The following is a 20,813-nucleotide window of genomic DNA, read 5'->3' on the forward strand; positions in this document are numbered from 1 at the left end:
CATGCCTTAAACAGCGGCGGCACCGCCAACGATCTCGGAGATTTCCTGGGTAATGGCCGCCTGACGGGCCTTGTTGTACACCAGCTCCAGATCGTCAATCAGATTGCCCGCGTTGTCGGTCGCGCTCTTCATGGCAACCATGCGTGCCGCCTGCTCGCACGCTGTGTTCTCGACCACCGCCTGATACACCTGCGCTTCAACGTAGCGCACGAGCAGGCTGTCGAGCAGCGCCTTGGCATCCGGCTCATACAGGTAGTCCCAGCTGCTGGGACGCTTGTTCTCGTCGTCTTCCTCGACCTTTGCGGTGTCCTCGGTCAGCGGTAGCAGCTGACGGACGACCGGCTTCTGGGTCATGGTATTGACGAATTCGTTGTGCACCACGTAAAGACGATCCAGCTTGCCTTCATCGTAGGCATCCAGCATCACCTTCACGCTGCCGATCAGATCATCAAGACTCGGCGTTTCCCCCAGGCCACTCTTGGCGGCGACCAGGCTTCCCCCATACTTGCGGAAGAAGCTGCTGGCCTTGCTGCCGAGGGCACAGAAGTCGAGCTCGGCGCCCTTCTCGTGCCACGCCTGAGCGTCCTTGACCGTCGCCTTGAACAGGTTGACGTTCAAGCCGCCACAGAGACCACGATCGCTGGAGACGACGATGTAACCGACGCGCTTGGCCTCACGCTCTTCCATCCACGGATGCTTGTATTCCGGGTTGGCCTGGGCGAGATGACCCACCACGTGACGGATCTGTTCGGCGTAAGGCTTGCTCGCCGACATCCGTTCCTGGGTCTTGCGCATCTTCGACGCCGCCACCATCTGCATCGCATTGGTGATCTTCTGCGTGTTCTTGATGCTCGCAATCTGCGTGCGAATCTCTTTTCCGACTGCCATGGCGATCTACCCTTGTTCGGTGACCCTCAGAATCCTGTTCGACCACCTGGCCCGCCTTGCGGCGGGCCAGTGGACGTTTACCAGCTCTGAGAGGACTTGAACTTCTCGAGACCCTGCTTCAGGCCGTCCTTGATCTCGTCGTTGTAGTCGCCAGACTCGTTGATCTTGTCGAGCAACTCGCCGTGCTCGGACTTCATGTACTCGTGGAGTGCATGTTCGAAGTCCAGCACCTTGTTGACGTCGACGTCGTCCAGGAAGCCTTCGTTGGCGGCAAACAGGGAGATCGCCATCTCGGCAACCGACATCGGCGAGTACTGCTTCTGCTTCATCAGCTCGGTGACGCGCTGACCGTGTTCGAGCTGCTTGCGGGTGGCTTCGTCCAGGTCGGAGGCGAACTGGGAGAAGGCCGCGAGCTCGCGGTACTGGGCCAGAGCCAGACGCACACTGCCGCCGAGCTTCTTGATGATCTTGGTCTGTGCCGAGCCACCCACACGAGACACCGACAGACCGGCGTTGATGGCCGGGCGGATGCCTGAGTTGAACAGGTCGGTCTCGAGGAAGATCTGACCGTCGGTGATCGAGATCACGTTGGTCGGAACGAAGGCAGACACGTCGCCGGCCTGGGTCTCGATGATCGGCAGTGCGGTCAGCGAGCCGGTCTTGCCCTTCACTTCACCGTTGGTGAACTTCTCGACGTAGTCGGCGTTGACACGCGCGGCACGCTCGAGCAGACGGGAGTGGAGGTAGAAGACGTCGCCAGGGAAGGCTTCACGGCCCGGCGGACGACGCAGCAGCAGGGACACCTGGCGGTAGGCCACGGCCTGCTTGGACAGATCGTCATAGACGATCAGCGCGTCTTCACCGCGGTCGCGGAAGTACTCGCCCATGGTGCAGCCGGAGTAGGCGGCGAGGAACTGCATCGGGGCCGGATCGGCGGCGCCGGCGGCGACCACGATGGTGTGCTCCATGGCGCCGTGCTCTTCGAGCTTGCGCACCACGTTGGCGATGGTCGACTGCTTCTGACCGATGGCCACGTAGACACAGGTGACGCCGGTGCCTTTCTGGTTGATGATCGCGTCGATGGCGATCGCCGACTTACCGATCTGACGGTCGCCGATGATCAGCTCACGCTGACCGCGGCCGATCGGCACCATGGCATCGATGGACTTGAAACCGGTCTGGATCGGCTCGTCGACGGACTGACGAGTGATGACGCCAGGTGCGACCTTCTCGACCGCGTCGGTTTCCTTGGTGCCCAGGTCGCCCTTGCCGTCGATGGGGTTACCGAGGGCGTCGACCACACGGCCGCGCAGTTCGGGACCCACCGGCACCTCGAGGATGCGACCGGTACACTGGGCAGTCATGCCCTCTTCCAGCTGCAGGTAATCACCCAGTACCACGGCACCGACGTTGTCGCGCTCGAGGTTCAGGGTCATCCCGAAGATGCCGCCGGGGAATTCGATCATCTCACCGAACATTGCGTCGGCGAGGCCGTGAATCTGCACGATACCGTCAGATACGCTGACGATCGTGCCCTGATTACGGGCTTCGGATGCGACGTCAAGCTTCTCGATACGCTGCTTGATGATGTCGCTGATCTCGGAAGGATTCAGTTGCTGCATGCCATGTCCCTCAGACTCAGGCGGAAAGGGCTTCCTGGAGGCGGTTCAATCGACCACGTACCGAACCGTCGATGACGGTGTCGCCGGCACGCAGGATCACGCCGCCCAGGAGCGTCTTGTCCACCTGAGTGGTAATGGAGATTTCGCGGTTCAGACGCTTGGCCAGTGCACTCGCGAGCGATTGTTCCTGGGCTTCGGCCAGCGGGAAGGCAGAAACGATTTCCACCTCTACCCGCTTTTCCTGCTGGGCCTTGAGCACCTCGAACTGCTCGGCGATGGCGCCGAGCGCCGCCAGGCGACCCTTCTGGCCGACCAGGCGAACGAAGTTCTTGAGGTCGTCATTGACGGCGTCACCACAGACGTCGACGACAACATCAGCCTTCTGTGCGCTGGACAGCTTGGGATTGCCGAGCACCCGGGCGCGCATGTCGTCGTCGCCGACGACCTGCGCGACCCTGGCCAGCATGCCGGACCATTCGTCGAGCGCGTCCTTGGCCACGGCGTGCTCAAATGCAGCCTTGGCGTACGGGCGAGCGATAGTTGACGTTTCCGCCATGGGGCACCTCCTCAGAGCTCTTTGGCGAGTTTGTCGACGATGGCAGCGTGCTGCTTCTCGTCGATGGAGGACTCCAGGATTCGCTCAGCGCCCAGGACCGCCAGACGGGACACCTGTGCGCGCAAGTCTTCCTTCGCGCGTGCCACTTCCTGCTCGATCTCGGACTTGGCCTTGGCAATCATGCGCTCGCCTTCAAGGCGGGCGTCTTCGCGTGCCTGCTCGAGCTTCTGGTTGGCCTGTTTCTGGGCCTGTTCCAGGATCTCGGCCGCCTCTTGCTTGCTCTTGCGCAGGGTCTCGTCGGCCTCTTTCTCGGCCACCTCGAGATCACGCGCCGCACGGCTGGCAGCATCCAGACCATCGGCGATCTTCTTCTGGCGTTCCTGCAGAGCTTGCATGACCGGCGGCCATATAAACTTCATGCAGAACCAGACGAAGAACGCAAAGGCGATAGCCTGGCCGACTAGGGTAAGGTTCAGGTTCACGCCAGCACCTCTCGCGTTACGGGTTTGGGGTTAACGGATCGACGGCTCGGGACGAGCGGTCGGACATTAACCGACAAACGGGTTAGCGAAGGTGAAGAACAGCGCGATACCAACACCGATCATGGTCACGGCGTCCAGCAGGCCGGCGACGATGAACATCTTGACCTGCAGCATCGGAACCATTTCCGGCTGACGTGCAGCGCCTTCCAGGAACTTGCCGCCGAGGATACCGAAGCCGATGGCGGTGCCGAGTGCACCCAGGCCGATCAGCAGGGACACGGCGATGGCGGTCATACCCAGAACTTGTGCTTCCATGGTGGTCTCTCCAGTTTTTAGTTGAAACTAAGGTTTATCAGTGGGTTAGGGTTAAGGGTTTAGGGTTGAAGCGAAACCGTCAGTGCTTCTCCACCGCCATGCTCATGTAGACGATGGTCAGCATCATGAAGATGAAGGCCTGCAGGGTGATGACCAGGATATGGAACACCGCCCAGGTGAAGTGCAGCGGCAGCTGCCACAGGCCGATCATCGCGATCAGGATGAAGATCAGCTCACCGGCGTAGAGGTTGCCGAACAGTCGCAGGGCCAGGGAGATCGGCTTGGCGATCAGGGTCACGGTCTCGAGCAGGAAGTTGACCGGGATGAACAGCGCCTGGACCAGCTTGTTGGGTGAGTTGAACGGGTGCAGGGTAAGCTCACCGATGAAGCCGGAGAAGCCCTTGGCACGAATGGTGTAGAAGATGATCAGGCCGAACACGGACAGCGCCATGCCGAGGGTGGCATTGACGTCGGTGGTCGGCACCACCTTGAAGTAGACGTGGGCCGGGTCCGCGCCGAACAGGGCGCCGATCTTGGCCGCCAGCAGCGGCAGGAAGTCCACCGGCACCAGGTCCATCAGGTTCATCAGGAAGACCCAGCAGAAGATGGTCAGCGCCAGCGGCGCGATCAGCTTGCTCTTGCCGTGGAAGGTGTCCTTGACCGAGTTGTCGACGAACTCGACCATCAGCTCGACAAAGTTCTGCAGCGCACCAGGCACGCCGGTGGTAGCGGTGTTGGCCGCCTTCTTGAACAGCCACAGGAAGATCAGACCGAGACCGACGGACCAGCCGAGGGTATCGAGGTGAACGGCCCAGAAGCCCATATCGGAAGCTTCCTGGGCGGAATGGGCGATCGACCAGCCATTGTCCGGGTGCAGCCCGAAGGTCAGGTTCTGCAGGTGGTGCTGGATATATTCCGTCGGAGTCGGATTCGTGCCTGCCATGTCTGCCTCGTTGTCAGGTGTGCGACGGTCGTTTCACCAGCCAGGGCCCCAGCCAATGAACGAACAGCGTCACCACATAAGCGCCAAAGAAAAAAGTCGGGTTTGAGGGAGGCACTGCGATGAACACCAAGGTGAACAGCGCCGCCGTCAAACCGAACTTGCCGGCTTCCGCACGATAGAAATTGTTGACGATGGCCTTGGAGTAGCGCGCGCCCTGCGCCCGGAACACACACCAGGCAAAGAACACATTGGGCAAAAAGGCCACCAGCCCGCCCAGGGCCGCCGAGGAAGCGCCGGAGATACCGTCGATGCCAGCCGCCGCAACGCTGGTCAGCGCCAGCACAGCGAGCTGTGCCATCAGCAGGCGCTGCACCTGGGGTCGTTGGATCCTGGCCGCCAAGTGTCTCTCCCGACGCGCCTCTTGGCGCGAACTCGTCATCCATCGTGATCGCCGGCGACAGACCACCGGCAGACTCCGGCGCGATTATAGGGAAGCCCCCTAACGGCTTCAACCAAAGACGTGACGATTTGTCGTCACTTCGCGCTGGCTTACGACCAAATGCGGAGAAAAGGCCGCTAAAGTGATTAGCGACCTAAGTGGTTTACTGCGCTGATACGCGCAATCCGGTCGCTGTCTCTGGTCGTCGCCACTCAGCGGATGTGGCCCAGGATGCCGTCGAGCTCATCGAGGCTCGAGTACTGGATGGTGACCTTGCCCTTGCCGGCCTTGCCGTGGCTGATCTTGACCGGGGCGCCGAGCAGATCTGCCAGACGGGTCTCCAGCCGGGCCACGTCCTGATTCGGCGCAGTCTTGGCGGCCTTTGGCTTGCCATTGGCCAGTTGCTTGACCAGCGCCTCGGTGGCGCGCACGGTCAGGTCCTTGTTGACCACCTCATGGGCCGCCTTGCGCTGCTTGGCCGCCGGCAGGGTCAACAGGGCGCGGGCATGGCCCATGTCCAGGTCACCGCGTTCGAGCAGCGTCTGCACCTCGGGGTCCAGCGCCAGCAGGCGCAGCAGGTTGGTCACTTGGGTACGCGAACGGCCCACGGCATCGGCGACCTGCTGCTGGGTCAGTTCGAATTCATCGAGCAGACGCTTGAGCGCCAGCGCCTCCTCCACCGGGTTGAGGTTCTCGCGCTGGATGTTCTCGATCAGCGCCAGCGCCAGGGCCACCTCGTCGGTCACCTCGCGGATCACCGCCGGGATGACGTCCAGCTCGGCCAGCTGGGAGGCCCGCCAGCGGCGTTCACCGGCGATGATCTCATAGCGGTCGGGACCGATCGGACGCACCACGATGGGCTGCATCACGCCCTGGGCGCGGATCGAGTCGGCCAGCTCCTCCAGCGCCTCGGGCTGGATATCGCGCCTTGGCTGGTAGCGTCCACGGCTGAGCTGGCCCAGCGGCAGGCGCTCCAGACGTTCCTCCGGCGCGGGAGGCGGCACCACCGGGGCGTCTTCGTCGCCGTCGGTCGTCAGCTCGGCATCCACCTCGGGCAGATCGAGGCTCTCGCGGCGGCGGGCACCGGCCCCGATCAGCGCATCCAGTCCTCGTCCCAGGGCGCGTTTGCGCGTCATCGATTCATCCTCATCACAGCACGCTCAAAAATTCGACACTGCTGGCCCTTGCCACCGTGGCCGGGGCTACAGCGACAGCCGACGAATCAGTTCCTTGGCCAGCACCCGGTGGGCCTGGCTGCCCCGCGAGAAGCGTGCGTACTTGGTGACCGGCAGGCCGTGACTCGGCGCCTCGGCAACCCGCACGTTGCGTGGAATGGTGGTCTTGAGCAGGGCATCGCCGAAGTAGTCCCGCAGCTGCTTGCTGACGTCCCGGGTCAGGCTGTTGCGGGCGTCGAACATGGTACGCAGGATCCCGAAGATCTCGAGGCCCGGATTCACGCTGTCCTTGATCTGCTCGACGGTGTCGAGCAGCGCCGACAGGCCTTCCAGGGCATAGAACTCGCACTGCAGCGGTATCAGTACCCCATCGGCGGCGGTCAGCGCATTGACGGTGAGCATGTTCAGCGACGGTGGGCAGTCGATCATCACCACGTCGTACTCGCCGGCGACTTCGTCCAGCGCCTTGGCCAGCGCCCGCTCGCGGCCTTCACCACGATCGAGCAGCTCGACCTCGGCGGCGGTCAGGTCGCCATTGCCGGGCAACAAGGCGTAGCCCGCCTCGGGGCAGTCGAGGATGACCTCCACCGGGCGCTTGTCGCCCAGGATGACGTCGAGCACGCTGACCTCGAGGCTGTGCTTGTCGACACCACTGCCCATGGTGGCGTGGCCCTGGGGATCGAGATCGACCAGCAGTACGCGGCGATCCAGCGACGCCAGACTGGCGGCCAGGTTGACGGCAGAGGTGGTCTTGCCGACCCCACCCTTCTGGTTGGTCAAGGCGATGATTTTGGTCACGACGTCATCCTTGCGTGGAAATTCTCGGGTGGCTGGTGGCGGCAAAATCGTGAAAACCGAACCCCAAGCCCGAGCCTAGCGGCCCCCGGCCTCGGGTTCCAGCATAACCAGTTCTCGACCCGCTGACTCGTACGGCACCCTCAACGCATGGCGCGAGACACAGCGCACGTCGTCCTCCAGGCGTTCGAGCTCGCCGTCCACCGCCGGCCCCTTCATCGCCAGCCACTGGCCGTGGGGCGCCAGCAGCGGCCGGGTCAGCTCGACGAAGTCCTCGAGGCTGGCAAAGGCCCGCGAGATCAGTTGATCGAACCCGCCGTCGGCCGGGGTATAGGCTTCCACTCGCGCCTGGATCGGGGTCACCCGGGCGAGCCCAAGTTCCATCACCGCCTGACGCTGAAAGCGTACCTTCTTGCCGTTGCTGTCGAGCAGACTGACGTCGAGCTCGGGGTTGAGGATCGCCAGCACCAGGCCGGGCAGGCCAGGCCCCGCACCCACGTCGAGCACCCGTGGGCCCTTGACCCAGGGCAGCACCGCGGCGCTGTCGAGCACGTGGCGAGAGACCATGTCCAGCGGATCGCGTACCGCCGTGAGGTTATAGGCCCGGTTCCACTTGTGCAACAGACCCACCAGGGCCAGAAGCTGGTCAAGCTGGGCGGCGGTGGCCGTGATCTCGAGGGCGGCAAGGCCCTCGCTCAAGCGCTCGTGCAGTCGCTGCTGCAGGGCCGGGGACATCGCCTGACTCATCCGCTGGCCACCTCGCGATCATCGAGCAACCGGCGTTTCTTGAGGTGAATCAGCAGGATCGATACTGCCGCCGGGGTCACCCCGCTGATCCGTCCGGCCTGGGCCAGGGTCTCGGGGCGCGTCTCGGCGAGCTTCTGGCGAATCTCGTGGGACAGCCCCTCGACTCGGCTGTAGTCGAGATCGGTCGGCAGGGCCATGGACTCGTGACGCTTGAGCTTGTCGATCTCGTCCTGCTGACGATCGATGTAGCCCTGGTACTTGGCCTGGATCTGGACCTGTTCGGCGACCGTCTCGTCGCTCACCGGCTCACCCTTGGCCGCAGCCACGTCGGCATAGCCGAGTTCCGGGCGCTTGAGCAGGTCCATCAGGCTGTACTCGCGGGCCAGCGGCTTGCCGGTGATTCGCTCGATGTCGGCGGCGGCATCGGTCCCGGGCTGCACCCAGGTGGCCTTGAGGCGGGCGCTCTCGCGCTCCACCGCTTCACGCTTGTCGCTGAACCGCGCCCAGCGCTCATCGTCCACCAGCCCCAGTGCGCGACCGTGTTCGGTCAGGCGCATGTCGGCGTTGTCCTCACGCAGCAACAGCCGGTACTCGGCGCGGGAGGTGAACATCCGGTAGGGCTCCTTGGTGCCCAGGGTGATCAGGTCATCCACCAGCACCCCGAGGTAGGCCTCGTCGCGGCGCGGACACCAGGCGTCGAGCGCCTTGGCGCGACGCGCGGCGTTGAGCCCGGCGAGCAGGCCCTGGGCCCCCGCTTCCTCGTAGCCGGTGGTGCCGTTGATCTGGCCGGCGAAGAACAGGTTGTGGATAAATTTGGTTTCCAGCGAGTGCTTCAGGTCCCGCGGGTCGAAGAAGTCGTACTCGATGGCGTAGCCCGGACGGGTGATATGGGCCCGCTCGAGACCTTCGATGGAGCGAACCACCTTGAGCTGCACGTCGAAGGGCAAGGAGGTCGAAATACCATTTGGGTATAGCTCATGGGTATCCAGACCCTCCGGCTCGACGAACACCTGGTGGCTGGTCTTGTCGGCGAAGCGGTGGACCTTGTCTTCGATGGACGGGCAGTAGCGCGGCCCGACCCCTTCGATCACCCCGGAGAACATCGGCGAGCGATCGAGATTATCGAAGATGATCTCGTGGGTGCGCTCGTTGGTATGGGCGATATGGCAGCTGACCTGACGCGGATGCATGTCCCGCGATCCCAGGTAGGACATCACCGGTGTCGGACTGTCGCCCGGCTGCTCCTCGAGGCGCGAGAAGTCGACGCTCTTGGCATCGATGCGCGGCGGGGTGCCGGTCTTCAGGCGATCGACCCGAAACGGCAAGGCGCGCAGACGCTCGGCCAGGGCATTGGAGGGCGGATCCCCGGCACGACCACCACGGCTGTTGTCCAGCCCGATGTGGATCACCCCGCCGAGGAAGGTGCCGGTGCACAGCACCACGGTTTCGGCCAGGAATCGCAGTCCAGTCTCGGTGACCACGCCGCGCACGGTGTCCTGGTCGACAATCAGGTCGCCGGCGGCCTGCTGGAACAGCGTCAGGTTCGGCTGGTTTTCCAGCATGCCACGAATCGCGGCCTTGTAGCGCACACGATCGGCCTGGGCACGGGTCGCCCGTACCGCGGGGCCCTTGCGGGCGTTGAGCACGCGAAACTGGATCCCGCCCAGGTCCGTCGCCAATCCCATGGCGCCGCCGAGGGCGTCGATTTCCTTGACCAGATGACTCTTGCCGATCCCGCCGATGGCGGGATTGCAGGACATCTGGCCCAGGGTCTCGATGTTGTGGGTCAACAGCAGGGTCTGGCAACCCATGCGGGCAGAGGCCAGGGCAGCTTCCGTTCCAGCATGGCCACCGCCGATGACGATGACGTCAAAGCGGTCGGGATACTCCAAGGTTCACCTCGTTCGGCGCAGCGCGCCAGCGGTCTGGATATTGGGTTCGTACGAAAAATAGCCGGCCAGTATAAACCCTCCTGTGGGTAAACGTCAGGGTTTTCCACACCCCGTCTGTCAGGCAGGAGCTTCACTTACCTACCTATAAAAAAATAAAAGAATAAGAAAGGAAGTTCTGTAGTGGTTGTAACTACTGGTGTGGACACTTTCTGTGGAAAAACCATTTAAACCTGCAAAAAACAAATAGATACAATGTTGATCCTTTGTTGGACAAGGGACGTACCAGCGTTTGATGGCGTGTTATCTGCCTGTGGACACAATCATGACTTGCCCACAGGGCTCGGCTTCCACCAGTTATCCACCGAGCTCGGGGGCGGTTGTCACCGCGACGGTGAACAACTCGCCGACTTGCCCACAGCCCCCGTGGCAGTGGGCTTCGCAGCCAAATGTGAAAAATCTTGTCCACAGCCCCAAAAAGCCAAAAAAACGCCCTGTCGATCACTCGACAGGGCGTTTCAGAGGCTCGAACGGGCGGTTTTTTTAGTGCTTGAGCACTCGCGCCAGGAAGCTCTGGGTACGTTCATTCTGCGGATTGTCGAAGACTTCTTCGGGCTTGCCCTGCTCGACGATCTCGCCCTTGTGGATGTAGATCACGCGGTCGGCGACCTCCCGGGCGAAGCCCATCTCGTGGGTCACGATCATCATCGTCATGCCTTCTCTGGCGAGCTCACGCATGGCGTCGAGCACCTCACCGATCATCTCCGGGTCCAGCGCCGAGGTGGGCTCGTCGAACAGCATCAGACGGGGCTCCATGGCCAGTGCGCGGGCCAGCGCCACGCGTTGCTGCTGACCGCCGGAGAGCTGGGTCGGGTACTTGTCGGCCTGGTCCTTGATGCCGACCCGATCGAGCAGCCGTTCCGCGGTGGCCTCGGCCTTGTCACGGCTTTCGCCGCGCACCTTCATCGGGGCCAGGGTGACGTTGTCACGCACGCTGAGGTGAGGGAACAGGTTGAACTGCTGGAACACCATGCCGACCTCGGTGCGGATGGTCTGCAGTGCCTGGCTGGCCTTGCCGTCGGGCTTGAGGTCGTTGCCGTCGACCCTGAGGGCGCCCTGCTGGAATTCTTCCAGGCCATTGACGCAACGGATCAGGGTCGACTTGCCGGAGCCACTGGCGCCGATGACGACCACCACTTCGCCCTGGGCCACCTCAAGGTCGATGTTCTTGAGCACGTGGAGCGAGCCGAAGTGCTTGTTGAGTTTGTCGATACGGACGATGGGCTCGCCCTGGGCGTGAGAGGCTGGGTTCATGTCGGAATTTTCCATGGGATGTTGCACCTCACTGGCCCACCAGGCCCTTGCGCTCGAGCATGCGCAGGGCGAAGGACAAGGAAAGGGTGATGGCAAGATAGAGCAGCGCCACCATCAGATAGACCTCCAGGGCGGTGAAGGTGGTGGCGATGTAGATCTGGCCCTGGCGCACCAGCTCGCCCACGCCGATGACGGCGAACAGCGAGGTGTCCTTGATGCTGATGATGGCCTGGTTGCCCAGCGCCGGGATCATGCGGCGGAAGGACTGGGGCCAGATGATGTAGCGGAAGGTCTGGCGGCGGGACAGGCCCAACGACAGGCCGGCCTCGCGCTGGCCGCGCTCGATGGACTGCACACCACCGCGAACGATCTCCGAGATGTAGGCGCCGGAGTTGACGGCGATGGCAGCGATACCTGCGGTGACCGCATCGATGGGGCCACCAAGGATGCTCGGCAGGCCATAGAAGATGAACAGCACCTGCACCAGTACCGGGGTGCCGCGGAAGATTTCGATGTAGGCCACGGCGGGAACACGCAGCCAGGCGCTCGGGGAAATGCGCAACAGGCCGAAGATGATGCCGATGACAAAGCCAATGGCTAGACCGCCGAAGGAAATCAGCAGGGTATAGGGGATGCCGGTCAGCAGCTGGGGGATGGAGGACAGCGCCGCCGACCAGTCGAATTGGAAGTTGACGTCCACGAGTGGGTCTCCGTCATGCACGTGAAATCAGGACAAGGCGAGAGGCCTTGATGCCGGGGTCGAGACAGTGCCTCGGGGTGACGTCCGGGTAACACCAAGGGGGCCGGTCTTGTACCGGCCCCCATGAATCCCAGGTCGGTTGCCCAGGTCGCTATGGACTGCGATCACTCGCTGGTGGAACCAAACCACTTGGCGTGGATCTCGTCGTAGGTGCCGTCTTCCTTCATCGCCGCCAGGGCCTCGTTGACCGGCTCTACCCACTCGCTGCCCTTGACGAAGACGATGCCGTACTGCTGGCCTTCGTACAGCGGACCAACGACCTTGACCTTGCCTTCGCCACGGGTCTGAGAGAAGTAGCCGACGTTGGGGGCGTCGTAGAAGGCGGCATCGACGCTGCCACCGAGCAGGGCCATGTACATGTCGCTGGTGCCCGGATAGGGGGTGATCTCGGCGTCCTCGCCCAGGTTTTCCTGGAGGAAGTCATAGCTGGTGGAGCCGATCTTGGTGCCGATACGCATACCGGACAGGTCATCGATCTCGCTGACGCCTTCTTCGTCGGCGTTGACCAGGATCTTCAGACCGCTGTCGTAGTAGGGGTCGGAGAAGTCGACGATTTCGGCACGTTCGTCGGTGATGGTGATACCGGCGATGGCGATGTCGACGTTACCGGTCTGGACGGCGGGAATGATGCCGTTGAAGTCCATGGTGCGCAGTTCGTATTCGAAACCGGCACGCTCGGCCAGCTCGGCAATGATGTCCATGTCGAAGCCGACCATTTCGCCGGATTCCTGGTCCATCATCTCGAACGGCACGAAGCTCGGGTCGGTGGCCACGTTCAGGGTCTCGGCCTGGGCGCTGCCGATGACACCGAAGGCGAGCAGGGCGGAGGTAAGAGCGGCAGAAGTAAGGGCGGTTTTCATGTTTTTCCCCAGTTGACGTTATTGTGAAATCCTCAACTACCATGGCGAGTTGCGGGGAAGGGGTCAAGTTGGGGGAGAATCCGCTGGGCCAACGCTGGCGGCGCCACAACACAACGCAAGACGCAGCCGGGAGGCTGCGTCGAGGGTGACATCAAGGGCTGCATCAAGCGCTGTCTGGAGAGGCGTGTTGCTGTCGCGTCGGCTGACGCGCAGCAAGGTCGCTACACCATAAAGGAGGCGCCGCAACCACAGGTGGTAGTGGCGTTGGGGTTCTGCACCAGAAAGCGCGCGCCGGCCAGGCCTTCCTCATAGTCGATGGTGGAGCCGACCAGGTACTGGTAGGACAGCGGGTCGACCACCAGCGAGACATCGCCGAAGGGAATCTCGGTGTCGTCGTCGTTGACGCCGTCGGCCACGTCGAAGCCGTACTGAAATCCCGAGCAGCCGCCTCCCGTGACATAGACGCGCAGGGCGATGTTGCTGGCGCCGTCTTCGGCCATCAGTGCCTTGAGTCGGCGCTGGGCGTTGTCGGACAGCAGTAGCGGGGTGGGGACAAAGGATTCGGCACCGCTCATGAGAGCTCCCGGGGTCGAGAAACAGGGTCAAAGCGGTCGATGTCGCCGATCAGCCGACGTCGACCGCATCGGTCATTATCCCCAAGCCAGAGTAAAAGGGTCAACTTTTCCTCGGAGGTAAGGTGCCTGTTACGTCGACATCCCCCCGCAGCAAGCGGGGGGATGGGCCTCAGGGCATTATCGCCGGGGCGTCGAGACCGGCGGTCTCGTCGAAGTCGAACATCAGATTGAGGGCGTGGATGGCCTGGCCGGAGGCGCCCTTGACCAGGTTGTCGATGACGGCCAGCACCACCACGGTGTCGCTGTTGCCGGGGCGATGTACGGCGATGCGGCAAAGGTTGGCGCCCTTGACGCTACGGGTCTCGGGGTGGCTGCCGGCGGGCATCACGTCGACGAAGGGCTCGTTGGCGAAGCGGTCTTCGAACAGGCGCTGGAGATCACCGGGGTCGCCGGTCAGGCGCCCGTACAGGGTGGCATGGATGCCGCGGATCATCGGCGTCAGGTGGGGCACGAAGGTCAGCCCGACCTCACCCCCGGCGGCGTCGCCGAGCCCCTGGCGAATTTCCGGCAGGTGGCGATGGCCGGAGGCGCCGTAGGCCTTCATCGATTCACTGGCCTCGGCCAGCAGCGAGGGCACCTTGGCGCCACGGCCGGCACCGGTGACGCCAGACTTGCAGTCGGCGATCAGGTGGTCGGCGTCGATCAGCCCGGCTTCCAGCAGCGGCAGAAAGCCAAGCTGCACCGCGGTGGGATAGCAGCCGGGGACGGCGATCAGGCGGGCCTGGCGAATCTGATCGCGGCTGACCTCGGGCAGGCCGTAGACGGCTTCCTCGAGCAGACCCGGGGCGCCGTGAGGCTGGCCGTACCAGTCGGCCCAGACGCCGGCGTCGCGCAGCCGGAAGTCGGCTGACAGATCGATCACCCGGGTGCCTCGCTCCAGCAGGTCGCCGGCCAGCGCGTGGGCGACGCCGTGGGGAGTGGCGAAGAACACCGCATCGCAGCGCGCCAGGCGCTCCGGGTCAGGCTCGGAAAAGCGCAGCTCGTCGTAGTGACCTCGCAGGTTGGGATAGAGTTCGGCCACGCCGAGGCCGGCTTCGCTTCGTGAGGTGATCGCGTCCACCTCCACCTCGGGGTGGCGCGCCAGCAGCCTGAGCAGTTCGACGCCGGTGTAACCGGTGCCGCCGACGATTCCAACCTTGATCACGTAACGCTCCTTTGCACTTTGCTGTTTCAGCGCATTGCCATGGAAATGTGGCCGCCCGCAAGGCGAGCCGAATGGCCTGGCCACAGGCCTGCCTGGAGATTCTCGGGCCAGGCGATGGGGGTTCCGAGAGACGACGATGACGGCGGCCTGGGTGCCAAGTCACGTTCTATGATACACAAGAGATAGTCACCTAAGGTAAGCCTGCCTTTCATCTTGCGTCAGGGACTCGACCCTTCGCTCTCAAGGAAGCGACCCACACCTCCATGCGCCTGCCCGATCTCAGTCTTGATGCCTTCCGTCGCCAGCTGGCGAGCGTCGACGCCCTGCCGCAACTGTGCGTGCTGGGGGTGGTGACGGGGCTGATCACCGGCAGTCTGATGGTGGTCTTCCGGCTGGCGTTGATGGTCGGCGCCATGCTGGTGATGCCCTACGACGATCCCGAAGCCTTCGAGCAGTTGTCTACCGGCCTGCGCATGGTGCTGCCGATCATCGCGGTGACGGTGATTGGTGTGCTGCTGTGGCGTCAGCCACTGGCCGCCCGCAAGATCGGCGTCAGCCATGTGATCGAACGCCTGACCTATCACCAGGGCCGCTTTCCGCTGCGCAACTGGTTGAACCAGTGGTGGGTGGGGGTGGTGTCGGTGGTCGGGGGGCTGTCCGCCGGGCGCGAAGGCCCGGCGATCCACCTGGGCGCCGCCGCCTCCAGTGGCCTCGGCCAACTGCTGCGCCTGCCCCACAACAGCCTGCGGGTGCTGGTGGCCTGCGGCACCGCGGCAGGCATCGCCGCCTCCTTCAATACGCCCATCGCCGGGGTGATCTTCGCCATGGAGGTGGTGATGATGGAATACACCATCGTTGGCTTCATGCCGGTCATCCTGGCGGCCTGCATGGGAGCCCTGGTCTCCCAGTTGGTCTATGGCGCCGACCCTGCCTTCGCGGTTCCCGATCTGTCCATGGGCTCGCTGTTCAATATCTACTGGATCGCCGCCATGGCCTTCGGTATCGGCCTGCTGGCGGGTCTGTTCATCCATGTATCGCGCTCGGAGCGCATCGCCAGCCTGCCGCTGTGGTGGCGCCTGGCACTGGTCGGTGCCCTGGCGGCGCTGCTGGCCTGGTGCTACCCCCAGGTCCAGGGCATCGGCTACGACAGCCTGTCCGATGCGCTGTTCAATCGTTTGACGCTGGATATTCTGATGGCGCTGGTGCTGGGCAAACTGCTGCTGACTGCCTTCGCGGTAGGCTGCGGGGTGCCGGTGAGCATCATCGGCCCGGTGCTGGTGGTCGGCGCGGCCGCCGGGGCGCTGTTCGGCATTGCCGGGGGCTGGATGTGGCCGGACAAGGCCGCAGACCCTGGGCTATTCGCGATGATCGGCATGGCGGCGATGATGGGGGCGGTATTGCAGGCGCCGCTGGCGGCGCTGATGGCGCTGCTCGAACTGACCCATATGCCGCATATTCTGTTGCCGGGCATGCTGGCGGTGGTGGTGTCCTGCCTGACCGCGCGCCAGCTGTGTCGCTGTGACGGCTTCTTTATCAGCGTCAAGCGCCATGGTCTGCACCCCCTTCAGCAACCGTTGATGCAGGCGTTGTCGCGGGTGTCGGTGCCGGCGGTGATGGAGCGCAGCCTGGTGCGCACCAGGCGACGGATCTCGGAGACCCAGGCTCGGGCATTGCTCGAGGCCAAACCGGTGTGGATCATCATCGAACGTTCCACCGACGACAAGCCGACCCTGGCGCTGAAGGCGGCCGACCTGGCGCGTTATCTGCTCGAGCAGCAGGAGCAGCAGCAGCAGCAGGGACAGCGGGAGAAACAGGAACACAAGGCGGCGCCGGAAGATCAACGCGAAGCCAGCGACGACAATGCTGCCATGGATGTGTTGATGGACACGGGGGGCGCCCCCGGCGGCCAGGCGGATGTCATCGCGGGCAAGAACGTCGATCGCTCGCCACCGCCGGTGTCACCAGCGGCGGCCAGCCCCGATGAAGACAAGGAGGCGTTGCTGGACCTGCTGGAAATCCCCGGCCAGCGACTGGACCTGGTGGCCATTCACTTGCAGGCGACCCTGACCGAGGCGCTGAACGTGCTGAACGAAAGCAAGGTGGATGGACTCTACGTGGAACACGGCTATCGACCGAAGCAGAAGCGAATTTCCGGTATCATCACCCGGGATGCCATTGAGCGGTACTACCGCCTGTCTGATCCATCCACAGCCTGAGGAGTCGCCATGTATCTGTGGATAAAAGCCTTTCACCTGATGTCGATCGTGACCTGGTTCGCCGCCATGTTCTATCTGCCACGGCTCTACGTGTACCACGCCATGGCCCGGGACAAGGGCGAGTACGCCAGCATGGATACCTTCATGGTGATGGAACGCAAGCTCTATCGCGGCATCATGACACCTTCGATGGTGGCGGTATTGCTGCTGGGGGCCCTGCTGGTGTGGTTGAACCCGGCCCTGATGAGCCAGGGCTGGCTGCACGCCAAGCTGGCGCTGGTGGTGGCGCTGGTGGCCTATCACCATGTCTGCCTGATCTACCTGAAGCAGCTGGCCGAGGATCGTTGCCGTCGCAGTGCCACCTTCTTTCGTGTGTTCAATGAACTGCCGGTGCTGGCACTGGTGGCTATCGTGATCCTGGCCGTGGTGAAACCCTTTTGAATAGCCTGAGTCCTTCGACTTCGCCCCACCTGCCGATGGTGCTGGTGCTGGCCGGGCATGACCCGACCGGCGGTGCCGGCCTGGTGGCCGATGCCGAGAGCGTGGCCGCCTGCGGAGGCTGGGCGCTGACCGTGCCTACCGCACTGACGGTACAGGACCTCGTCGACGTCCAGGCGGTTCACCCGGTGCCGGCCTCGACCATTCGCCAGGCGGCCGCAGCGCTGGAGAGCCTGCCGATCGCGGCGATCAAGATCGGTTTGATCGCCGACCTCGAGGCGCTGGACGCGGTGGTCGATGTGGTGCGCCGCCGGCCCGGTGTGCCGGTGGTTGCCGATCCGGTGCTCAAGGCGGGGGGCGGATCACCGCTTGCGACCCAGGAGCTGATCGACGCCTACTTCGAGCGTCTGCTGCCGAGGGTCGATATCCTGACCCCCAATCGCGACGAACTGGCACGCCTGGCCGGGCTCGACTACCAGGATGATACCGAGCGCTGTGTCAGTCTGATGCACCAGGGCTGCCAGGCGGTGCTGGTGACCGGCACCGATGATCCCCAGGGCCAGACGGCCAAGGGGCGTGTCGCCCATACCCTGCATACTCCGGACAGCGATCGTCAGTGGACCTGGCCCCGCTTGCCGGCGACCTTTCATGGTTCCGGTTGTACCCTGGCCGCTGCCGTGGCTACGCGACTGGCGGCGGGAGAAAGTCTGGTGCAGGCTTGTGAGCAGGCTCAGGTGTTTGCCTGGCAGGCGCTGGCCCATGGCTGGACGCCCGGCCAGGGGCAGTCGTTGCCTCGCCGGCTGTGGAAAATGCCGACGCCGCGCTTTTCGCCGGACGAGGTCAAGGTATGATGGCGACACGGCAGTCGGCATGAGAGACCCCGATCAGCCCCTGTTGGAAGGTATTGGCGCCCAATTCACCGGGTTATCCCATGCCCTCCACAGGGTTATCCACAGGCGGTGTCGCGCTGAATCGATGTCTGTGGCATCGATGATTGAATTTCACTTTTGGGCAAAGAGGTTGCCATGACCACATCCGCTGAGCTCTTCGAACAGGCCTGTCGGCACATTCCCGGTGGCGTCAACTCACCGGTGCGCGCGTTCAAGGGGCTGCATCGTCCGCCGGTGTTCATGGAGAGCGCAAAGGGCGCCTACCTTTTCGATGTCGAAGGCAAGCGCTACGTCGACTACGTGGGCTCCTGGGGACCGATGATCACCGGCCATGCCGATCCCGACGTGCTGGGCGCGGTGCGCGAGCGCCTCGACAAGGGCCTGTCCTTCGGTACCCCGACCGCGGTCGAGACCACCATGGCGGAGCTGATCTGCGAGATCATCCCGAGCATCGAGATGGTGCGCATGACCAACTCGGGCACCGAGGCGACCATGTCGGCGATTCGCCTGGCCCGTGGTTTTACCGGGCGGGACAAGATCGTCAAGTTCGAGGGCAACTACCATGGCCACAGCGATTCGCTGCTGGTCAAGGCGGGGTCCGGCGCGCTGACTCACGGTGAGCCCAGTTCTCCCGGGGTGCCTGCCGCTCTGGCCGAACATACCATCACGCTGTCCTACAATGACATCGACGAGGTGGAGCGCTGTTTCGAGGAGATCGGCAGTCAGATCGCCTGCATCATCGTCGAGCCGGTGGCCGGCAACATGAACTGTATCCCGCCGAGTGCCGACTTCCTCAAGACCCTGCGCCAGGTCTGTGACCGCCACCAGAGTGTGCTGATCTTCGACGAGGTGATGACCGGTTTCCGTGTCGCCCTGGGCGGCGCCCAGGCACACTTTGGCGTGACCCCGGATCTGACCTGTCTCGGCAAGATCGTCGGTGGCGGCATGCCCGTGGGTGCCTTCGGTGGCAGCCGCGAGATCATGAACGAACTATCGCCGCTGGGGCCGGTGTACCAGGCCGGCACCCTGGCCGGCAATCCGCTGGCCATGGCGGCGGGGGTGGCACTGCTGACCAAGCTGAAAGAGCCGGGCTTTCACAAGGCCTTGGCGCAGCGTGTCGAGACCCTGTGCAACGGGCTTGAAAGCCGGGCACGCGAGGCTGGTATCGACATGATCACTCAGCGCGTGGGAGGGATGTTCGGGGTATTCTTCACCGCCCAGAGCAGCGTCGAGAACTTTGCCCAGGCCACCGCCTGCGACGCCGATGCCTTCCGCCGTTTCTTCACCGCCATGCTCGAGCAGGGAGTCTACCTGGCGCCGTCGGCCTACGAGGCTGGCTTCATGTCCAGTGCACACACGCCGGAGGATATCCAGGTGACCCTGGACGCTGCCGAGAAAGCCTTCGCCCAGATGACGACCCAGGCCTGACAGGAGCCGACCATGACTGGCAATGACGCCGCTTCGCCGGACACCGCGCTGGAGCCATTTACCCTGGAAGAACTGCTGGACGCGCTGGCCGAGTTTCACGCCGAGCCGTTGCCGCCGGAGAGCGATTTGCCGGAACCGCTGACGGTGCTCAAGCACCGCAGCGAGGCCGAGTTCTCGGCCTGTCGATCACTGCTGACCGGGGACGAGGACGTCGAGCGCCTGGACGCCCTCAAGGTGTGGCTGGATCAGGAATTCGATCGTCTCGCTCCGATCATCGAGGTGCGCAAGGATCGCCTGCGTCCCAGCCGTTGGTACATGGAGTACTCCGATGTACGTCTGTGTGACAACGGGCGTCTGGTAGTCGCCCAGAGTGCCGCCCAGGATCCCAAGCCCTTCGACTATCCCGAGATGGCAGATCCCGGCCATGACCTGGCGAGTCTCAGGGTGGAACTCGAACTGCGTGGCGAGATGACGCTCTCCCATCAGGCTCTGGATGGCTATCTACGTCGCAGTGGCGACTACGAGCTGGCACGGATCCTGTCACTGTTGCAGGTCATCGAGTCCATGGCGGGCATGCGCCGTGCGCTGCAGCGTCGCCAGGTGAGCGGCCAGGAGCGTCCGTCGCTGATGGCCGAGACCATGAACAGTTTCCGCCGCTACCTGACCCTGGCAGAGCGCCACGCGGAGTTCCGCTTTCCGCCGCTGGTGATCGGCGTCGGGGTGTCGGGCAGCGGCAAGAGCCGCTTCACCCGTACCCTGGTGGGACGCCAGGGGGCGGTGCGACTGAGCTCCGATGTTCAGCGCCTGGTGCTGCATGGATTCAATCCACAACAGGGTAGTGACGATCTGCCTGTGGATATCTATACCCGCGAGGCCACCGACAAGACCTACCAGCGCCTGGCCGCCTGCGCCGGGATTCTGCTGGACGCCGGTTACATGGTCTGTGTCGACGGCACCTTCCTCGAGCGCAAGCAGCGCGAGCTGTTGCGCTGGCAGGCCGAGGCCCGGGGACTGCCGGTGCTGCTGGTAAGCTTCGAGGCCGACGACGAGACGCTAAGACGTCGCATCAGCAAACGTGCGGTGCGCAATGAGCGGGACGAATCGTTGAGCCTGGCGGTGCTGGCGGCACAGCAGGACGCCTTCGAAGACTTCACCGACGAGGAACGCCTGCACCTGGTGCGGCTGGACAGCACGGCCGACAACGCGGCGGAGACCTTGGCCAGCCTGATCGAAGAGCACATACGCGTGCTGTGAGAGACCAGCCAGGTATCCTTCTC

At 63.7% G+C, this 20,813-nt stretch carries 21 protein-coding genes; 5 read left to right on the forward strand and 16 right to left on the reverse strand.

The genetic code is table 11. From position 1 onward, the window contains the following. Nucleotides 1–6: 6 nt before the first annotated feature. The 16 genes from atpG to argC all read right to left on the reverse strand — a co-directional run bounded on the left by atpG (nt 7) and on the right by argC (nt 14,564). On the reverse strand, nt 7–888 hold the full coding sequence (gene atpG / locus KUW00_RS00515; RefSeq protein WP_045992708.1) for a F0F1 ATP synthase subunit gamma: 882 nt from the start codon (nt 886–888) through the stop codon (nt 7–9). Between the two features lie 77 nt (nt 889–965). Beyond that, the gene (gene atpA / locus KUW00_RS00520; protein ID WP_045992709.1) at nt 966–2,510 is read right to left on the reverse strand and encodes a F0F1 ATP synthase subunit alpha; all 1,545 of its coding nucleotides are present in this window, start codon (nt 2,508–2,510) and stop codon (nt 966–968) included. 16 nt (nt 2,511–2,526) lie between these two features. After that, on the reverse strand, nt 2,527–3,066 hold the full coding sequence (locus KUW00_RS00525) for a F0F1 ATP synthase subunit delta (protein ID WP_045992710.1): 540 nt from the start codon (nt 3,064–3,066) through the stop codon (nt 2,527–2,529). 11 nt (nt 3,067–3,077) lie between these two features. After that, nucleotides 3,078–3,548, reverse strand: coding sequence for a F0F1 ATP synthase subunit B (locus tag KUW00_RS00530; RefSeq protein WP_045992711.1), 471 nt, complete (start codon nt 3,546–3,548; stop codon nt 3,078–3,080). A gap of 66 nt (nt 3,549–3,614) precedes the next feature. Next, nucleotides 3,615–3,863 (reverse strand): F0F1 ATP synthase subunit C, encoded by a 249-nt coding sequence (atpE, locus tag KUW00_RS00535; RefSeq protein WP_045992712.1) that lies wholly within the window; start codon nt 3,861–3,863, stop codon nt 3,615–3,617. Nucleotides 3,864–3,942: 79 nt separating this feature from the next. Continuing rightward, the gene (gene atpB, locus KUW00_RS00540) at nt 3,943–4,806 is read right to left on the reverse strand and encodes a F0F1 ATP synthase subunit A (protein WP_045992713.1); all 864 of its coding nucleotides are present in this window, start codon (nt 4,804–4,806) and stop codon (nt 3,943–3,945) included. 13 nt (nt 4,807–4,819) lie between these two features. After that, nucleotides 4,820–5,179 (reverse strand): ATP synthase subunit I, encoded by a 360-nt coding sequence (locus KUW00_RS00545; RefSeq protein ID WP_231498561.1) that lies wholly within the window; start codon nt 5,177–5,179, stop codon nt 4,820–4,822. A gap of 278 nt (nt 5,180–5,457) precedes the next feature. Next, on the reverse strand, nt 5,458–6,381 hold the full coding sequence (locus KUW00_RS00550; RefSeq protein WP_222567990.1) for a ParB/RepB/Spo0J family partition protein: 924 nt from the start codon (nt 6,379–6,381) through the stop codon (nt 5,458–5,460). Between the two features lie 66 nt (nt 6,382–6,447). Then, nucleotides 6,448–7,218, reverse strand: coding sequence for a ParA family protein (locus KUW00_RS00555; protein ID WP_222567991.1), 771 nt, complete (start codon nt 7,216–7,218; stop codon nt 6,448–6,450). A 75-nt stretch (nt 7,219–7,293) separates the two neighbouring features. Beyond that, on the reverse strand, nt 7,294–7,962 hold the full coding sequence (rsmG, locus tag KUW00_RS00560) for a 16S rRNA (guanine(527)-N(7))-methyltransferase RsmG (protein WP_124804534.1): 669 nt from the start codon (nt 7,960–7,962) through the stop codon (nt 7,294–7,296). Beyond that, a complete protein-coding gene (gene mnmG / locus KUW00_RS00565) occupies nt 7,959–9,854 on the reverse strand; it encodes a tRNA uridine-5-carboxymethylaminomethyl(34) synthesis enzyme MnmG (RefSeq protein WP_222567992.1) in 1,896 nt (631 codons plus the stop codon). Before mnmG ends, rsmG begins: the two co-directional genes overlap by 4 nt. A 540-nt stretch (nt 9,855–10,394) precedes the next feature. Continuing rightward, complete coding sequence (locus KUW00_RS00570) at nt 10,395–11,165, reverse strand: amino acid ABC transporter ATP-binding protein (RefSeq protein ID WP_045992719.1); 771 nt, start codon at nt 11,163–11,165, stop codon at nt 10,395–10,397. A gap of 28 nt (nt 11,166–11,193) precedes the next feature. Then, nucleotides 11,194–11,865, reverse strand: coding sequence for an amino acid ABC transporter permease (locus tag KUW00_RS00575; protein ID WP_045992720.1), 672 nt, complete (start codon nt 11,863–11,865; stop codon nt 11,194–11,196). Nucleotides 11,866–12,029: 164 nt separating this feature from the next. Continuing rightward, nucleotides 12,030–12,785, reverse strand: a complete 756-nt coding sequence (locus tag KUW00_RS00580) for a transporter substrate-binding domain-containing protein (protein WP_108131957.1) — start codon at nt 12,783–12,785, stop codon at nt 12,030–12,032. 221 nt (nt 12,786–13,006) lie between these two features. Then, nucleotides 13,007–13,360: an iron-sulfur cluster insertion protein ErpA gene (erpA, locus tag KUW00_RS00585; protein ID WP_222516265.1), complete on the reverse strand. Its 354-nt coding sequence runs from the start codon at nt 13,358–13,360 to the stop codon at nt 13,007–13,009. 169 nt (nt 13,361–13,529) lie between these two features. Beyond that, nucleotides 13,530–14,564, reverse strand: coding sequence for an N-acetyl-gamma-glutamyl-phosphate reductase (argC, locus tag KUW00_RS00590; protein ID WP_222567993.1), 1,035 nt, complete (start codon nt 14,562–14,564; stop codon nt 13,530–13,532). Between the two features lie 263 nt (nt 14,565–14,827). Here argC and KUW00_RS00595 point away from each other — a divergent pair, with 263 nt between their 5' ends. The 5 genes from KUW00_RS00595 (at nt 14,828) to KUW00_RS00620 (ending at nt 20,790) form a co-directional block, all read left to right on the forward strand. Beyond that, nucleotides 14,828–16,780 carry a chloride channel protein gene (locus KUW00_RS00595; protein WP_261391915.1) on the forward strand — a complete coding sequence of 651 codons (1,953 nt, stop codon included), beginning with the start codon at nt 14,828–14,830 and terminating at the stop codon, nt 16,778–16,780. Between the two features lie 9 nt (nt 16,781–16,789). Then, nucleotides 16,790–17,221, forward strand: coding sequence for a protoporphyrinogen oxidase HemJ (gene hemJ, locus KUW00_RS00605; protein WP_045992725.1), 432 nt, complete (start codon nt 16,790–16,792; stop codon nt 17,219–17,221). Nucleotides 17,222–17,256: 35 nt separating this feature from the next. Further along, a complete protein-coding gene (locus KUW00_RS00610) occupies nt 17,257–18,069 on the forward strand; it encodes a hydroxymethylpyrimidine/phosphomethylpyrimidine kinase (RefSeq protein WP_108449583.1) in 813 nt (270 codons plus the stop codon). Nucleotides 18,070–18,243: 174 nt separating this feature from the next. Continuing rightward, complete coding sequence (gene hemL, locus KUW00_RS00615; RefSeq protein ID WP_222567994.1) at nt 18,244–19,536, forward strand: glutamate-1-semialdehyde 2,1-aminomutase; 1,293 nt, start codon at nt 18,244–18,246, stop codon at nt 19,534–19,536. A gap of 12 nt (nt 19,537–19,548) precedes the next feature. Continuing rightward, entirely contained in the window at nt 19,549–20,790 is a 1,242-nt protein-coding gene (locus KUW00_RS00620) for an AAA family ATPase (protein ID WP_045992728.1), read from the forward strand. The last annotated feature ends 23 nt before the right edge of the window (nt 20,791–20,813 follow it).

This window comes from Halomonas sp. DP5N14-9 (genome assembly GCF_019802175.1).
In the GTDB taxonomy this organism is placed as follows: Bacteria; Pseudomonadota; Gammaproteobacteria; order Pseudomonadales; family Halomonadaceae; genus Halomonas; species Halomonas litopenaei.

Excerpts from the sequence above, each read along its gene's own strand:
- rsmG (WP_124804534.1), bottom strand. The coding sequence starts at position 7,962 with ATGAGTCAGGCGATGTCCCCGGCCCTGCAGCAGCGACTGCACGAGCGC.
- KUW00_RS00525 (WP_045992710.1), bottom strand. The coding sequence starts at position 3,066 with ATGGCGGAAACGTCAACTATCGCTCGCCCGTACGCCAAGGCTGCATTT.
- KUW00_RS00580 (WP_108131957.1), bottom strand. The coding sequence starts at position 12,785 with ATGAAAACCGCCCTTACTTCTGCCGCTCTTACCTCCGCCCTGCTCGCC.
- hemJ (WP_045992725.1), top strand. The coding sequence starts at position 16,790 with ATGTATCTGTGGATAAAAGCCTTTCACCTGATGTCGATCGTGACCTGG.
- atpE (WP_045992712.1), bottom strand. The coding sequence starts at position 3,863 with ATGGAAGCACAAGTTCTGGGTATGACCGCCATCGCCGTGTCCCTGCTG.
- atpA (WP_045992709.1), bottom strand. The coding sequence starts at position 2,510 with ATGCAGCAACTGAATCCTTCCGAGATCAGCGACATCATCAAGCAGCGT.
- KUW00_RS00595 (WP_261391915.1), top strand. The coding sequence starts at position 14,828 with ATGCGCCTGCCCGATCTCAGTCTTGATGCCTTCCGTCGCCAGCTGGCG.
- KUW00_RS00550 (WP_222567990.1), bottom strand. The coding sequence starts at position 6,381 with ATGACGCGCAAACGCGCCCTGGGACGAGGACTGGATGCGCTGATCGGG.
- KUW00_RS00620 (WP_045992728.1), top strand. The coding sequence starts at position 19,549 with ATGACTGGCAATGACGCCGCTTCGCCGGACACCGCGCTGGAGCCATTT.
- KUW00_RS00570 (WP_045992719.1), bottom strand. The coding sequence starts at position 11,165 with ATGAACCCAGCCTCTCACGCCCAGGGCGAGCCCATCGTCCGTATCGAC.
- KUW00_RS00610 (WP_108449583.1), top strand. The coding sequence starts at position 17,257 with ATGGTGCTGGTGCTGGCCGGGCATGACCCGACCGGCGGTGCCGGCCTG.
- erpA (WP_222516265.1), bottom strand. The coding sequence starts at position 13,360 with ATGAGCGGTGCCGAATCCTTTGTCCCCACCCCGCTACTGCTGTCCGAC.
- hemL (WP_222567994.1), top strand. The coding sequence starts at position 18,244 with ATGACCACATCCGCTGAGCTCTTCGAACAGGCCTGTCGGCACATTCCC.
- atpB (WP_045992713.1), bottom strand. The coding sequence starts at position 4,806 with ATGGCAGGCACGAATCCGACTCCGACGGAATATATCCAGCACCACCTG.
- atpG (WP_045992708.1), bottom strand. The coding sequence starts at position 888 with ATGGCAGTCGGAAAAGAGATTCGCACGCAGATTGCGAGCATCAAGAAC.